The organism is Mycolicibacterium agri (assembly GCF_002553505.1).
GTDB classification, from domain to species: domain Bacteria; phylum Actinomycetota; class Actinomycetes; order Mycobacteriales; family Mycobacteriaceae; genus Mycobacterium; species Mycobacterium agri.
Genome location: NZ_PDCP01000036.1, coordinates 1 through 13,923, shown reverse-complemented (window position 1 = coordinate 13,923; position 13,923 = coordinate 1). Strand labels below are relative to the sequence as shown.

17 protein-coding genes and 1 pseudogene are annotated in these 13,923 nt (G+C 66.4%); 11 read left to right on the top strand and 7 right to left on the bottom strand.

The features are described from left to right. Window positions 1-22: 22 nt before the first annotated feature. The 4 genes from CQY20_RS19415 to CQY20_RS19400 all read left to right on the top strand — a co-directional run bounded on the left by CQY20_RS19415 (window position 23) and on the right by CQY20_RS19400 (window position 2,254). A complete protein-coding gene (locus CQY20_RS19415; protein WP_097941714.1) occupies window positions 23-238 on the top strand; it encodes a CbtB domain-containing protein in 216 nt (71 codons plus the stop codon). A gap of 64 nt (window positions 239-302) precedes the next feature. Then, window positions 303-1,013 carry an EthD domain-containing protein gene (locus CQY20_RS19410; protein ID WP_097941713.1) on the top strand — a complete coding sequence of 237 codons (711 nt, stop codon included), beginning with the start codon at window positions 303-305 and terminating at the stop codon, window positions 1,011-1,013. A 13-nt stretch (window positions 1,014-1,026) separates the two neighbouring features. Continuing rightward, entirely contained in the window at window positions 1,027-1,470 is a 444-nt protein-coding gene (locus CQY20_RS19405) for a PPOX class F420-dependent oxidoreductase (RefSeq protein WP_097941712.1), read from the top strand. Window positions 1,471-1,486: 16 nt separating this feature from the next. Next, window positions 1,487-2,254, top strand: coding sequence for an enoyl-CoA hydratase/isomerase family protein (locus tag CQY20_RS19400; RefSeq protein WP_097941755.1), 768 nt, complete (start codon window positions 1,487-1,489; stop codon window positions 2,252-2,254). Window positions 2,255-2,297: 43 nt separating this feature from the next. On the opposite strand, the gene CQY20_RS19395 is transcribed toward CQY20_RS19400, so the two are convergent. Both CQY20_RS19395 and CQY20_RS19390 read right to left on the bottom strand, forming a co-directional pair. Beyond that, window positions 2,298-2,480 (bottom strand): (2Fe-2S)-binding protein, encoded by a 183-nt coding sequence (locus CQY20_RS19395; RefSeq protein ID WP_097941754.1) that lies wholly within the window; start codon window positions 2,478-2,480, stop codon window positions 2,298-2,300. Next, window positions 2,477-3,108 (bottom strand): annotated as a pseudogene (locus CQY20_RS19390) (fatty-acid--CoA ligase). Before CQY20_RS19390 ends, CQY20_RS19395 begins: the two are co-directional and overlap by 4 nt. Before the next feature lie 240 nt (window positions 3,109-3,348). On the opposite strand from CQY20_RS19390, the gene bfr reads away from it, so the two are divergent. From bfr to CQY20_RS19370, 4 genes are all read left to right on the top strand, one after another. After that, window positions 3,349-3,840 (top strand): bacterioferritin, encoded by a 492-nt coding sequence (gene bfr, locus CQY20_RS19385; protein WP_097941711.1) that lies wholly within the window; start codon window positions 3,349-3,351, stop codon window positions 3,838-3,840. Between the two features lie 121 nt (window positions 3,841-3,961). Then, the gene (locus tag CQY20_RS19380) at window positions 3,962-6,040 is read left to right on the top strand and encodes an MDR family MFS transporter (protein ID WP_097941710.1); all 2,079 of its coding nucleotides are present in this window, start codon (window positions 3,962-3,964) and stop codon (window positions 6,038-6,040) included. A 159-nt stretch (window positions 6,041-6,199) separates the two neighbouring features. Then, entirely contained in the window at window positions 6,200-6,682 is a 483-nt protein-coding gene (locus tag CQY20_RS19375; RefSeq protein WP_097941709.1) for a carboxymuconolactone decarboxylase family protein, read from the top strand. 29 nt (window positions 6,683-6,711) lie between these two features. Continuing rightward, window positions 6,712-8,073 carry a type I glutamate--ammonia ligase gene (locus CQY20_RS19370; RefSeq protein WP_097941708.1) on the top strand — a complete coding sequence of 454 codons (1,362 nt, stop codon included), beginning with the start codon at window positions 6,712-6,714 and terminating at the stop codon, window positions 8,071-8,073. 6 nt (window positions 8,074-8,079) lie between these two features. Here CQY20_RS19370 and CQY20_RS19365 read toward each other — a convergent pair whose 3' ends face one another. Both CQY20_RS19365 and CQY20_RS19360 read right to left on the bottom strand, forming a co-directional pair. Further along, a complete protein-coding gene (locus CQY20_RS19365; RefSeq protein ID WP_097941707.1) occupies window positions 8,080-8,523 on the bottom strand; it encodes a nuclear transport factor 2 family protein in 444 nt (147 codons plus the stop codon). Window positions 8,524-8,601: 78 nt separating this feature from the next. Continuing rightward, entirely contained in the window at window positions 8,602-9,522 is a 921-nt protein-coding gene (locus CQY20_RS19360; RefSeq protein ID WP_097941706.1) for an SDR family oxidoreductase, read from the bottom strand. An 87-nt stretch (window positions 9,523-9,609) separates the two neighbouring features. Between CQY20_RS19360 and CQY20_RS19355 the strand changes: the two genes are divergently transcribed. Beyond that, window positions 9,610-10,545: a dienelactone hydrolase family protein gene (locus tag CQY20_RS19355; protein ID WP_097941753.1), complete on the top strand. Its 936-nt coding sequence runs from the start codon at window positions 9,610-9,612 to the stop codon at window positions 10,543-10,545. Between the two features lie 252 nt (window positions 10,546-10,797). Here CQY20_RS19355 and CQY20_RS35545 read toward each other — a convergent pair whose 3' ends face one another. After that, window positions 10,798-11,115 (bottom strand): hypothetical protein, encoded by a 318-nt coding sequence (locus tag CQY20_RS35545; RefSeq protein ID WP_234816317.1) that lies wholly within the window; start codon window positions 11,113-11,115, stop codon window positions 10,798-10,800. Between the two features lie 7 nt (window positions 11,116-11,122). Here CQY20_RS35545 and CQY20_RS35540 point away from each other — a divergent pair, with 7 nt between their 5' ends. Further along, a complete protein-coding gene (locus tag CQY20_RS35540) occupies window positions 11,123-11,344 on the top strand; it encodes a cupredoxin domain-containing protein (protein WP_234816316.1) in 222 nt (73 codons plus the stop codon). A gap of 91 nt (window positions 11,345-11,435) precedes the next feature. Here CQY20_RS35540 and CQY20_RS19345 read toward each other — a convergent pair whose 3' ends face one another. Both CQY20_RS19345 and CQY20_RS19340 read right to left on the bottom strand, forming a co-directional pair. Continuing rightward, window positions 11,436-12,716, bottom strand: coding sequence for a cytochrome P450 (locus tag CQY20_RS19345; protein ID WP_097941704.1), 1,281 nt, complete (start codon window positions 12,714-12,716; stop codon window positions 11,436-11,438). Window positions 12,717-12,725: 9 nt separating this feature from the next. Further along, the gene (locus CQY20_RS19340) at window positions 12,726-13,163 is read right to left on the bottom strand and encodes a hypothetical protein (protein WP_097941752.1); all 438 of its coding nucleotides are present in this window, start codon (window positions 13,161-13,163) and stop codon (window positions 12,726-12,728) included. Window positions 13,164-13,237: 74 nt separating this feature from the next. On the opposite strand from CQY20_RS19340, the gene CQY20_RS19335 reads away from it, so the two are divergent. Further along, a partial coding sequence (locus tag CQY20_RS19335; RefSeq protein ID WP_165789277.1) for an NAD(P)-binding protein occupies window positions 13,238-13,923 on the top strand: 686 nt, incomplete at its 3' end.

Sequence of the window (13,923 nt, the reverse complement as noted above, 5' to 3'; positions counted from 1 at the left end):
CCCGATGTCGGAAAGGATCACAATGGCCACAACGCGGACAGCCGCTCAACGATCCCGCGCGCTCAACCTCTCCGGTGTGCGGGCGGCAGGCACGCTGGCGGGCACTGTGTTCGTGGCACTGCTGGTTCTCTACTTCATCGGCCTGGATCAAGGGGCCACCTCAGTCTTCGGCAGCAACACCGCCGTCCACGAGTTCATGCACGACGCCCGGCACCTGCTGGGCTTCCCCTGCCACTAGCCGTCCTGAGATCGGTTCGCCTACCGGCGCTCTCGGCGTAGGGCGGCGGCGGTAGGTTCACACCGTGGAGAAAGTCATCCTCACGCTGCGGGGGACTGACGTCGGCGACGCCTGGTGTGCCCGGCTTCGCGAACAGGTCGCCGCAGATCTGTTGGACCTCGGCCTTCCCGGCCTGGCGATCAACGTGCGCGACGCCGAGGTGCGCGACTCGCTGATGACCTTGACGACGATGACTCCACCTGTGGTGGCGTTGGTCAGTGTGTGGACGCAACAGCACTACGGCGACCAGATGCTGGCCGCGACCGCACTGCTGCAGAAGGAATGCGACGAGGTCGCCGCCTATCTCGTCACGGAATCGGTTCCGCTGTCACCGCCACGCACGGCACCAGGAAGACGTACCGACGGCCTGGCCAACGTCGCGCTGCTGCGCAGGCCCGCCGACCTGGACGAAGCGACGTGGTTGTCGCGGTGGCACATCGACCACACACCGGTGGCGATCGAAACGCAGGCGACGTTCGGCTACACGCAGAACGCGGTGGTGCGGTCCCTGACGCCCGCCGCGCCGTCGATCTCGGCGATCGTCGAGGAACTGTTCCCGCAGGAGGCGACCAGCAGCCTGCACGCGTTCTTCGGCGCCGCCGACGACGAGGACCTGCGCCACCGAATGGATCGCATGATGGCCAGCACCGCCGCCTTCGGCGCCAACAAGGACGTCGACACCGTACCCACCAGTCGGTACGTCTACCGAGACCCGTTCGCCGGCCAATCGGATTAGGAAGGACGTCGCGATGACGACGCTTGACGATGCAGTTGCATTGGCCCGCAACGAAAATAGCCTGGCTGTCGTGTCCACCCTGCGAGCCGACCACACGATCCAGGCCTCTCTGGTGAACGCGGGCGTGCTACCGCATCCGCGCAGCGGGGACCCCGTGCTGGCGTTCGTGACGTACGGGCGGGTGAAGCTGGCGAACCTGCGCGCCCGCCCGCAGTTGGCGGCCACGTTCCGCGACGGGTGGCAGTGGGCGACCGTCGAGGGCACCGCCGAACTCGCCGGCCCCGACGATCCGCAGCCCTGGCTGACCGACGCCGACCAGTTGCGGTTGCTGCTGCGCGACATTTTCACCGCCGCGGGCGGCACCCATGACAACTGGGATGAGTACGACCGGACGATGGTCGAGCAACGGCGCACCGCGGTTCTAGTGACACCCACCCGCGTCTACAGCAATGGATGATGCTTACGCTGCTGCGGTGGTACTGCAGATCAGTGACGAAAACCGTGTGCGCACACTCACCTTGAACCGGCCGGACGCGCTCAACGCCTTCAACGAGGCGCTCTACGAGCAGACGGCCACCGCGATCCAGGCGGCCGCCGACGACCCCGATGTCGCTGTGCTGTTGCTGACCGGCAACGGGCGTGCATTCTCCGCGGGCAGTGACCTCATGGAGATGCAAGCCCGCATCAGCGATCCGGCGATGGCGAACGTCGGCAGTCACTTCACCAGGATGATCGAGGCGCTGACCGATTTCCCGAAGCCGTTCATCTGCGCGGTCAACGGGCTGGGCGTCGGCATCGGCACCACCATTCTCGGCTACGCCGACCTGGTGTTCATGTCGACCGAGGCGCGACTCAAGTGCCCGTTCACCAGCCTTGGCGTCGCACCCGAAGCGGCGTCGTCGTATCTGCTGCCACAACTCATCGGCAGGCAGAACGCCGCATGGCTGCTGATGTCGTCGGAATGGGTGACGGCGCAGGAGGCCCAGCAGATGGGGCTGGCGTGGCGGGTCTGCGAACCCGACGATCTGCTGCCGGAAGCACGACGGCACGCCGAAATCCTCGCCGGCAGGCCGATTCCCAGCCTGATGGCGGTCAAGCGCACGATCGCTGCACCGTATCGACCCGGCATCAAGGCGGCCACCGAGCGGGAGAACGTTCATTTCGCCGAGTTGATGGGCGCGGCCGCCAACGCCGACGCGCTTGCCGCCTTCACCGACAAGCGGGGGAGGACCGGCTCATAGCGCAGTTGAAACACACTGTGCGAGAACGGATCCCGGAGGCCGACTAACGATCGGCGTGGGCCTCGATGATCGCCCGCACGGTATGCCTGCACCGCCCGCACTCGGCGCCGGCCCCGCATGCGGCGGCGACCTGCTTGGATGTCGCCGCGCCGTTGTCCACGGCATCGTTGACGACCTGGTTGGTGGCCCCGGCGCACAGGCAGACAAAATTCCGATCGCCCGTCAGGTCGCGGGGTCGATGCTCATGAGGTGGGCGAACTTGCCGACGAACTGGGTGGGGTAGGGGCCCAGCCCGGCCGTCGCCGTCCACTCCGCGGCGACGTCGGGGCGCTCGATCCACTGGCGGGCGTTGATCTCGTTGTCGATCTCCTGCAGGATCATCACCTCGTGGCCGTCGTCGAGCGCCCGGTAGACCCAGATCTTGCGGACGCCGCCGCGTTTGAACCGGTCCAGCCCGTCGTGCACCTTCTCCATCAGGGTGGGCACGTCCTCGACGGTGGACATGACGCCGACCACGATGCGGCCGACGTGGTCCTCCGGTGCCGGTTCATAGAGGTCGATCTTCTCGACGACCTCGCCGCCGAAAACCGGCGGAATGTCTTCGGCACCGGAGATGTCGAACCATTCGAAGATCTCCGGCGAGCGCAGCACGTCACGCAGCGACTTGACGTGCGCAGGCCAATCGTGACGAGGACTCGATTGGGCTCCCAAATCGACGTGTAGAGCACCACGTGGTGTGCGCCGATAGCCGCGAGGCCGTCGCGATGTTGCTTCAGCCAATTCCACATTCGGTCGACATCGTTTACCCGGAAATCGCATGCGAGAATTAATGAGTGCAAATTGTATTCACTCATATTTTTCCTTCGTCCCGCTGCGCCGGCAAGCATGTTAGCGCAGTCTAACCATAGTTAGGTCAGGCAGTCCATCGACGCTGTCCGATTCGGAACTCCGGCGCCGGATTTCGTTGCCGCAAAGCGTGAAACACTTCACCGACACACCGTAAGCGGTTCCGATTTGGCTGTCCTGCCACTAGATTGGATGCTGTTGAGATGACAGCCCTCAAGACTAACGACTCACGGCGCTAAGGAGCCAGCATGCAAGGGGACCCGGATGTTCTGAAATTGCTCAATGAGCAATTGACGAGCGAATTAACCGCTATCAATCAGTATTTCCTGCACTCCAAGATGCAGGAAAGCTGGGGCTTCACCGAATTGGCGTCGCACACCCGCGCGGAATCCTTCGACGAAATGCGACACGCCGAGGAAATCACCGACCGCATTTTGCTTCTGGACGGATTGCCGAATTACCAGCGGCTCTTTTCACTCCGGGTCGGTCAAACCGTCCGGGAACAGTTCGAAGCCGATCTCGCGATCGAATACGAAGTAGTGGCCAGGCTGAGGCCGGGGATCATCATGTGCCGGGAGAAGGAGGACGCCACCACCGCGAACCTCTTCGAACGGATCCTGGCCGACGAGGAGAACCACATCGACTACCTCGAAACCCAGTTGGAGCTGATCGGCAAGCTCGGCGAGGAGCTGTATCTGGCTCAGTGTGTGGCGAGGCCGCCCACCAACACCTCCGGCTGACCGCGCGAGCGGCGGCGTTTCGCCGTCGCTGTGACGTGCAACCCTGCTCTCCGGATCGACGTAACTTTTATAGCCAATCTAACGATATGGCTTGGGGAGATTCGTCGCACGGAAGGCAGGTATGAGCACTCAGGCATCCACGGCCGCTGTCACCGAACCGGACTCGAGCACCTCGGTCGTCAGCGCGCAGCGCCGCAACCTCATCTTCGTTGCGGTGCTGCTGGGCATGCTGCTGGCCGCCTTGGACCAGACGATCGTGGCGACCGCGCTGCCGACGGTCGTCGCCGATCTCGGCGGGGCGGGCCACCAGTCCTGGGTGGTCACCAGCTATCTGCTGGCGTCGACCATCGTCACCGCGATCGTCGGGAAACTCGGCGATCTGTTCGGACGCAAGGCCGTCTTCCAGGCGTCGGTGGTGTTCTTCCTCGCGGGATCGGTGCTGTGCGGGCTGAGCCGATCGATGGAGATGCTCGTGGCCTCGCGCGCGCTGCAGGGTATCGGCGGCGGCGCGATCATGGTCACATCCATGGCGGTCATCGGTGAGGTGATCCCGCTGCGCGACCGCGGCCGCTACCAGGGCGCGCTCGGCGCGGTGTTCGGCGTCACCACCGTGATCGGTCCACTGCTCGGCGGGTTCTTCACCGACCACATGAGCTGGCGGTGGGCGTTCTGGATCAACATCCCCGTCGCGGTCGTGGTGTTGCTGGTGGCCGGTGCGACGATCCCGACGCTGGCGCGGGCCGGCCGCCCGGTCATCGACTACGCCGGGATCGCGTTCGTCGGCCTCGGCGCTTCCGGGCTGACCTTGGCGACCAGTTGGGGCGGCAGCGAGTACGCATGGGGCTCGCCGGTGATCATCGGCCTGTTCGTGGCCTCCGCGGCGGCGCTCGCGATATTTGTTTGGGTGGAAACGCGTGCGGCCGAGCCGATTCTGCCGATCCGGCTCTTCGCCAGCCCGGTGTTCACGGTGTGCTGCATCCTCGGCTTCATCGTCGGGTTCGCGATGCTCGGCGCGCTCACCTTCCTGCCGACGTTCATGCAGTTCGTCGACGGCGTCTCGGCGACGACGTCGGGCCTGCGCACGCTGCCGATGGTCGCGGGCATGCTGATCACCTCGATCGGCAGCGGTAACCTCGTCGGCCGCACCGGCAGATACAAGGTGTTCCCGATCGCGGGCACGGCCACCATGGCGGTGGGCTTTCTGTTGTTGTCGCGGATGGACGCCACCACCCCGGCCTGGCAGCAGTCGGTGTATCTGTTCGTCCTCGGCGCGGGCATCGGGCTGTGCATGCAGGTGCTCGTGCTCGTCGTGCAGAACACCGCCAGCTTCGCCGATCTGGGTGTTGCCACCTCGGGCGTGACGTTCTTCCGCACCATCGGAAGTTCGTTCGGCGCTGCGATTTTCGGCTCGCTGTTCGCCAACTTCCTCGCCAGTCGGATCCCGCCGGCCTTGGTCGCCAGCGGGGCGCCGCCACGCGCGGCCGAATCGCCGCAGGCGCTGCACGCCCTGTCTCCGGAGATGGCGGCGCCGATCGTCGACGCCTACGCCGACTCGCTGGGCAAGGTGTTCCTGTGCGCGGTGCCGGTCGCGGTCGTCGGGTTCGTCGTCTCACTGTTCCTGCGCGAGACGCCGCTTCGCGAGACTCAGGCCGTGTCGGCCACCGACATGGGCGAGGGGTTCGGTATGCCCAGCACCGAGACCCCGGAACAGATCCTTGAGGTGGCCATCGGCCGGTTGCTGCGCCATTCGCCTGAGATCCGGCTGCGCAACATCGCCGGGCAGGCCGGCTGCGAGTCCGACGTCGCGCTGTTGTGGGCGCTGCTTCAGATCTACCGGCAGAGCCAAGTGTTCGGCTCGGCCCGGTTGACCGATATCGCCGAGCGCCTGCGGATCCCGCCCGAGGTCATCGAGCCGACGTTCAACCGCCTCATCGACCGCGGCTATGCGTTGCGCACCGGCGACCGGTTGTGGCTCACGCAGCCGGGCGCCGCGCAGGTGGACTGTGCGTCCAATGCGCTGGTGAGCCGGATCGTCGAGAAGCTCGAGTCGTCGCCGACCTTCGAGGGCAGGCCCGACCGCGAGCAGGTGGAGGCGGCGCTGGAGCACATCGGCCACAAGGTGCTGGTGCAGCGCGACTGGGACGACCGCACCCTCCCTGCGGACACCACCGACGCCGCTCCACCAGCCCGCGCCGGCTGACCCCCGCACCCTTCAACGCCCAAACCGACATTTCGCAGGAAAAGTGCGAGTAGGTCGCGCCAAAAGGTCGGGTTCGCGCGTCACCCCAGGGGGCTGGTCCTGCGCCCCCATTTCTAGAACGTGTTCCAATTCAGTGTGGCCGGGCGTACGATTCCGGCCATGAGCCGCATTGGAGACTTCGCTGACGACGACGCAGCCGCCTGGGCGGTGAAGTCGCCCGACATCGGGTCCGGGCTACTGGCGTTCACCAACGCCGTCTACCAGAAGAACCGGCTGCCGATGCGGGTCAGGGAGCTGGCGCGCATGGTGATCGCCCTGTCCAACGAATGTGTGGTGTGCCAGAACACCCGCGACTCCGACGGTGTCGCGGCCGGTGTCGACGAAGACCTCTACGACCACGCGGCGCAGTGGCGGACCTGGCCGGGCTACAGCGAGCAGGAGCGCATTGCGGCGGAGTTCGCCGAGCGCTTCGCCAGCGACCACACCGGACTGCGCGACGACGAGGACTTCTGGCAGCGCGCCCGCGAGCATTTCAGCGACGAACTGATGGCCGATCTGGCGCTGTCGTGTGCGCTGTGGTTGGGCATGGGCCGAATGCTGCGCACGCTCGACATCGGCCAGGCATGCAAGATCACGCTGTGAGCGCGCCGCACTAGTGGAACAATGGCCCTGTGACTTCACCGTCAGCCAAACCTCTCGCCGCAGCAGCCATCGCCCAACTCGAGTCCGACGGGGTCAACACCCTCATCGGAACGGTCGTCAACCCGGCCGGGCTCACGCATGCCAAAGCCATACCGCTTCGCAAGATGGGCGCGTTCGCCGATCCCGGGTTGGGCGCCAGTCCCGTGTGGCACGTCTTCACCATTGACCAAACCGGCATCGTGTTCAGCGACGCCACCGGCGTGGTCGGCGATCAGCGGATCCGCATCGATCTCGGCACGCTGCGCATTCTCGGCGACGGATTCGCCTGGGCACCAGGCGGTTTCTTCGACCAGGACGGCCAACCCGACCCCTACTGCAGCCGCGGAGCACTGGCCAGGGTCGAGCGTCGCCTCGAAGATGCCGGGCTCACCGCGCTCGTCGGCCACGAGATGGAATTCGTGCTCGTCGCGCCCGACGGTAGCCAACTGCCGTCACATCTGTGGGCGCAGTACGGGCTGGCCGGGATCCTCGAGCACGAGGGTTTCGTGCGCGACGTCATCAATGCGGCGACCAGTTCGGGCGTCTCCGTCGAGCAGTGCCACCCCGAGTACGGGCGCAACCAGTTCGAGATCTCGCTGACGCCGCAGTCGCCGATCGCGGCCGCGGACCACCTCGTGTTGATGCGGGTCATCGTCGGCCGGGTGGCCAGGCGTTACGGGATGCGCGTCAGCCTGTCCCCGGTACCGTTCGCCGGAAGCGTGGGATCGGGTGCACACCAACACATCTCACTGAAGAGGGGCAAGACGCCGCTGTTCTCCGACAGCAGCGGCGCGCACGGCATGACATCGGAAGGGGAGTCGGCGATCGCAGGCCTGGTCGCCGGTCTGGGCGAAGCCCAGGGAATGCTGTGCGGTTCCATCCTGTCCGGCCTGCGCATGCAGCCGGGCCACTGGTCGGGCGCAAACCTGTGTTGGGGCACCGAAAACCGTGAAGCCGCAGTGCGTTTCCTGATCGGCGGGGGCAGCAACCCGCTGGGCGCCAACGTCGAGGTCAAGATGATCGACCCGTCGGCCAATCCATATCTGGCAACCGCGACCATCCTCGGCCTTGCGCTCGACGGCATCGAGCGCAAGCTGACGTTGCCGAAGGAGACCGCCGTCGACCCGTCCTCGCTGTCCGATCAACAGCGCAGCGAAATCGGCGTCACGGTGTTGCCGACGCAGCAGTCCGAGGTGCTCGACCGGCTCGACAAATCGAGTCTCATCCGCGGCATCCTCGGCGACGCCCCCGTCGACGCCACGGTGGCGGTGCGCCGCTACGAGCACGAGACATACGGCCATCTCGGGCCCGACGATCTCGCCGAGAAGTTCCGCATGGCCTGGAGCGTCTGAAAACCCCTAAACCAGCCCGGTGGCGTCAAACATCCAGGACATGTCGGCGTTGGCGAAATCATCCAGCCAGTTCGGCGGCGCGTGGTTGGCCAGCGCGCCCATGTCCCAGTAGTCCTTCCACAAGGTGATCTTGCCGCCCACCACGCGGTGCACGGAGACGAAATTCAGCGCCGCCGATTCACCTGTGGGCCAACGCCATTCCTCGGAATGCTCGTACATCACGTCGATGCCGTTGTCGAGCATCAGGCCGGGGAAGTTCTGGTAGTCGGTCAACGGTTCGAGCCCGATCTTCAGCCGTTTGACGATGTCGTCGGGACCCCGTGCCGCGGCCGTCGGCCCCACCGGCATGTCGAGATAGATGCAGTCGTCGGACAGGTAGGCCTTGACCAGTTCCCAGTCGCGGTCGGACAGGGCTTTCCACATGCCGCGAACGGTTTCCTCGACAGACATTCGCCCATCGAACAGCCGGGATGTCGCGAAGTCAACACTATTGAAAAGTTGTCTACTCGACGCATCCACGCAGACCGCTCAGCTCCAGCTGTCGGGTTGGCGGCCGTCGATGTCAGTGAAGCCGTACTCGCGGGCGAGGTCTGCCGAGGTGACCGAGCGCTGATTCCAGCGCGCCCGGTCGGGATCGGCGGCGATCGCGACCACGCCCCTGCCGACGTAGCGCGGTGACTCCGACTGCGCGAAGCCCGGCGGCGCCGTCGGCAGGCCGCCGCCGCGGTCGGGGTCGAGCGCCCGCTGCCAATCGGGCTCCGTGACGCCGTAGTTGTCGAGCATCATCTCCGAACGCAACCACCCCGGCGTGACGGCGACGGCCGTGCCGCCGTAGGGCTGCAGTTCGTGTCCGTGCGCGAACGCCAACCGGTTCACAGCGGCCTTGGCGAGGTCGTAGAACACCGAGAGCCGGAAGTTGTGCTCGTTGTACTCCCGGGTGCCGTCGGTGACCTCGATCAGCAGCCCGCCCGGCCGTTCTGCCAACAGCGGGTGCAGGCAGTGGCTGGTGATCAGGTGCGTGTCGATGCCAAGCCGCAGGATGCGCAGCCCGTCGCCGAGGTCGTGTTCCCAGATCGGCCGGTTCCACGTCGGCGGGGGCCCCTTGAGCACCTCGGCGCCCCAGATGTCGTTGACGAGTATGTCGAGCCTGCCGTAGTCACCGCGGATGCGGTGGGCGAGCGCGCGCACCTCGCCCGCGTTGAGGTGGTCGACCTGCATGGCCACGCCCTCGCCGCCGAGCTCGTCGACGAGAGCGGCTGTCTCCTCGATGGTTTCGGGTCTGTCGTAATCGGATGTGGTGTTGCCCGACATCGAGCTGCGGCCGGTGCACACCACCGTCGCGCCCGCCTCGCCGAGCGCAGCGGCAATACCGCGGCCCGCGCCTCTGGTCGCCCCGGCCACCACGGCCACCCGGCCACGCAGCGCATCGACTTGCGGCGTCCACGTCACGCTTCGAGTATCCCCCTTATCTCGAAGCGCTTGCTCCTTCTTCGAAGCGCCTACCCGACACCGGCATTCAGGCGCATACTCGCCAAGGTGACTCCATTACAGCGGTACATTGCCGAGGAAATCGCGACCGACCATGTCGAAGGGCTGCTGTCCAGGCGGGAGGCGCTGCGCCGGCTGGCCCTGCTGGGGGTGGGCACCGCGGCGGCGAGTTCGTTGATCGCGGCCTGCGCCGAAAACAGACAGGAAACGACGACGGAGGAGACCGCCTCACCGACGGAGGCGGCGACGACCAGTGAAACGACCGAGGCGAGCGGACCGCCGCCCGGATCGGACAAGACGCTACCGACCACGCCGATCACCTGGGCGGGCCCGCAGGGCGAACTGCAGGCGGCGTGGGCCGAAGCACCCGACCCTCGCGGCGGTGTGCTCGTCATCCACGAGAACAAGGGTCTCAACGACTGGGTGCGTTCGGTGGCGGGCCGCTTCGCCGGGATCGGCTACTCGGCGCTGGCCATCGACCTGCTGTCGGGTCAGGGCGGCACCGCCAAATTCGCCGATCCTGCCGAGGCCACGGCGGCGCTGGGCAACATCGGAGACGAGGAGTTCATCGCGAACCTCAAGTCCGGCATCGGTGAACTGCAACGACGCGTGCCGGACAAGAAGATCGCGGCGGTCGGCTTCTGCATGGGCGGCGGGCTGGTCTGGCGCCTGCTGGCCGCGGGCTCGCCCGAACTCGCCGCGGCGGTGCCGTTCTACGGGCCGACGCCAGACAATCCGGACTTCTCCGGCTCGAAAGACGTTGCGGTGCTGGCGTTCTACGGCGCACTCGACGAGCGGGTGAACAAGACCGAACCCACCGCGCGGGCGGCGCTGGAGAAGGCGGGTCTGGTGCACGAGTTGATCACCGAGCCCGACGCCAACCACGCGTTCTTCAACGACACCAACCCCGAACGCTACAACGCCGCCGCCAGCGCCGACGCGTGGCGCCGCGTGCAGGACTGGTTCACCAGATACGTGGGCTGAGCGACGGGCCGAGCGGGTCGAGCTGTCGTCCTGTCTCACCCGTATCTCGTTGCCAGCCGGATATTTCCGTTCACCGGTTCCGCAATGTCGGCGGCCTGATGCGGTTCATGGAGTCGGCCCACGGACGTCCTGACCAAGAAACAGGGCGCAGGCCCGTCACGCCGTGTACGGCAGTCTGCTCCTCGACCGAGGTCTGAGGTGTGCGCGCGATCTGGCTGCCCGCTGGCTTCCTCGCCGTGACGCTGTGCCTGTTCAACGACTTTTCATCGCCTGTTCACCGTCGACGGGCAGAACTGATTTTTGCCTCGGCTGAACCAGTTCGGGCCGCGATTCGTGTCGCGTATGGACGAACAGATCGAGTAAGGGGGCGCGGATGAAGAAAATCGCGATGCTGGTGGCTGCTTCGGCGGTCATCGTGGCGATCGGCACGGCATGCGGAGGATCGGGCAACGGCGGATCGAGCAACGGCGGCGAAGCCACGAACGCCGCAACGGCAACCGAATCGGCTGAATCGCCGGTTGCGCCGCAAGACGACAGCACGGCCGCGGCCGACGCCGCGACGATCACCATCGAAAACATGGCGTTCGGTGAGCCGATCACGGTCGCGCCCGGCGCCGAGGTCCGCGTCGCCAACAACGATTCGGTCGAGCATTCCGTGACGTCGCAAGCCGAGGGCATGTTCGACACGCACGTCGACGGTCAGCAGAAGGGAACGTTCACTGCGCCGACGCAGCCCGGCGAGTACCCGTTCTACTGCGTGTATCACCCGTCGATGAAGGGCACGCTGATCGTCGAATAGCAGCCCCGCCGCCGTGAGCGCTCGTCCCTGTACGGTCTGCGGCTCATTTTCTGTACAAGGTTGAGCGCTGGCGGCTACGCGGAGGCGGCGATCAGCGCGGGGTCCACGCAACGGGCAGGCGCTTGATGCCGTGGATGAAGGCCGAGTGCAGCCGATCCGGCTCTTCGGTGGCGGTGATGTCGGGCACCTGACGGTGCAACTCCTCGAACGCGACGGTGATCTCGCGTCGCGCGAGGTTGGCGCCGAGGCAGAAATGCGCGCCGCCGCCGCCGAAGCCGACATGCGGGTTGGGATGGCGGCGCACGTCGAACGTCCACGGGTCGGCGAACTTCGACTCGTCGCGGTTGGCCGAGCCGTACCACAACGTGACCTTGTCACCCGCGGCCATCTTCACCCCGCCGAGTTCGACGTCACGGGTGGTGGTGCGGCGCATGTAGGCGACCGGCGAGGCCCACCGCACGATCTCCTCGACCGCCGTCGGCGCCACCTCCTGGTAGTTGGCCCACCAGTCCGCCCGCTGGTCGGGGTAGCGGCTCATCGCCAGCACACCGTGGCTGATGGCGTTGCGCGTGGTCTCGTTGCCCGCCACCACGAGCAGGATGAAGAACGACGCCACCTCGGCACTGGTGAGCCGCTCGCCGTCGACCTCGGCCTGCACCAGGCTGGTGGTCAGGTCTTCGCGCGGGTTGCTTCTACGGTCGTCGGCCAGCGCGGTGGCATAGCCGCCGATGTCCACGGCGACCTGGAAGAACTCCCCGTAGTCGGTGGCGATGTCGGGGTCGCCGAACCCCAGGATGACGTTGGTCCAGTGGAAGACCTGCTGATGGTCCTCCTCGGGGATGCCCATCATGTCGCAGATGATCTGCAGCGGCAGCGGCCCCGCCAGGTCGGCGACGATCTCGCCGGTGCCATCAGGGTTGTTCGCGGCCATGTCGTGCACCAGCCGTCGGGCCCGGTCGCGCACCGAGTCCTCGACCATTGCCAGCACCCGCGGCGTGAACGCGCTGCGCACGATGTTGCGCAGCCGGGTGTGGCGCGGGTCGTCCATCGCGATCATCGAGCCGAAATACTCACTCAGCTCGGGCTTCTGGTCGCCGATCGTGATGCCGGACGCCGAGCTGAAGATCTCGGGGTGTCGGCTGGCGTAGAAGACGTCGTCGTAGCGGGTCAGCGCCCAATGGCCGGCGCCGGGGGCGAACTCCGGGTCGATGAACGCCTCGTGAAACGAGATCGGCGCCTCCCGGCGCAGCGTCGCGAACGCGCCGTCGCGGATGTCGTCGTCGAGCCCCCAGAAATCCCAGGAGCCGAGGTCGATCTCGGATAGTGCCACATCGGGTGGAACAGCGCCGTTCACCCGGGTCGCGATACCCACACCGGAAGTCTACGGCCGCCCCTCGTGGCCGGGTTGCCCCTTGGTGCGCCGCCTCTCCTTCATCTCGGCTTCGAACACATGCCGCACGCCGTGCTGCAACTCGTCGCGCACCCGATGCTCGTGCTCGCGGAACACCGACCAGTAGTTGTCGTCGAAGTCCTCGACGATCTGGAACGTCCACCGCCCGTACAGCACGTTGCGGCCCACCATTTCGGTGGCCAGCCGGTCGGCGACCTCGCCGTGACCGGCGTCGCGCAGCAAGTCGCAGGCGTCGCCGAGCAGCAGATCGGCGCGGCCCATGAGCTGATGAAACGAGTACAGGTGGCCGCGGGCGCGGTCGACGTACTCGAGGGCTTCCGAAACTTTGCCGACTGCCTCGACGGTGTCGTCGCTGACGCCCTCCGGGCGGCGGCCGAGGTTCTTACTGGACTCGTTCGATTCACTCACCGGGTCCAAGTACCCCACTTCGCCTCGCGGCAATCGGCTGCGCTCGCAGAGCCGAAGATGGTAGCACTTCTGTCGTGCGCAACCCACATGCCGGGCAGCCGTTTACGACGCCCGACGAGGAGATCGCCGCGGCGCTCGCCGACGTCAGCATCCCCACGTTGATGCTGTCACTGGTGCACATGTCCGGTGACCCGCAGCTGATCCGCGGCGACCTCAGGCCGGCCGGCCTGTTCCTCAACGAGGTGCAGGGCTTCATGAGCGAAGAGGACAAGGCCGCGGTCCGCAAGCTCGCGCTGGAGATCATCGCCGACTACCGCGACCGCGGATGTCCCGAGCCCGAACCGGTCAGCGCCGAACTGCTGCACGAGATGATGCAGTGGCTGGTGTGCGAGCCGGTGCCGCAGGAGTACGTGCCGATGCTGCTCGAGGAGATGGAGCTCGACGGACGCGACGCGCGGGCCAGTCCCATGCTGGCTCAGGCGGCGCGCGACGAGTTTCCCGTCGTGGTGATCGGCTGCGGCGAGTCCGGGCTGTTGGCCGGAATCCGGTTGAAGGAGGCCGGTATCCCGTTCACGATCATCGAGAAGAACGCCGGCGTCGGCGGCACGTGGTGGCAGAACACCTATCCCGGCGCCCGGGTCGATGTGGGAAACCACTTCTACTGCTACAGCTTTGAGCCGACCGATGGCTATGTCAACTCGAATTGGCCCCGGCTGGGCGGTTCGAAGTGGCCCCGCCCGGGGAAGGCTGGAGTTGCCGT

Coding starts and splice junctions, on each gene's coding strand:
- CQY20_RS19415 (WP_097941714.1), top strand. CDS start 23: ATGGCCACAACGCGGACAGCCGCTCAACGATCCCGCGCGCTCAACCTC.
- CQY20_RS19405 (WP_097941712.1), top strand. CDS start 1,027: ATGACGACGCTTGACGATGCAGTTGCATTGGCCCGCAACGAAAATAGC.
- bfr (WP_097941711.1), top strand. CDS start 3,349: ATGCAAGGGGACCCGGATGTTCTGAAATTGCTCAATGAGCAATTGACG.
- CQY20_RS19380 (WP_097941710.1), top strand. CDS start 3,962: ATGAGCACTCAGGCATCCACGGCCGCTGTCACCGAACCGGACTCGAGC.
- CQY20_RS19375 (WP_097941709.1), top strand. CDS start 6,200: ATGAGCCGCATTGGAGACTTCGCTGACGACGACGCAGCCGCCTGGGCG.
- CQY20_RS19365 (WP_097941707.1), bottom strand. CDS start 8,523: ATGTCTGTCGAGGAAACCGTTCGCGGCATGTGGAAAGCCCTGTCCGAC.
- CQY20_RS35545 (WP_234816317.1), bottom strand. CDS start 11,115: ATGGTGATCGTCGCGGCGTCGGCCGCGGCCGTGCTGTCGTCTTGCGGC.
- CQY20_RS35540 (WP_234816316.1), top strand. CDS start 11,123: ATGGCGTTCGGTGAGCCGATCACGGTCGCGCCCGGCGCCGAGGTCCGC.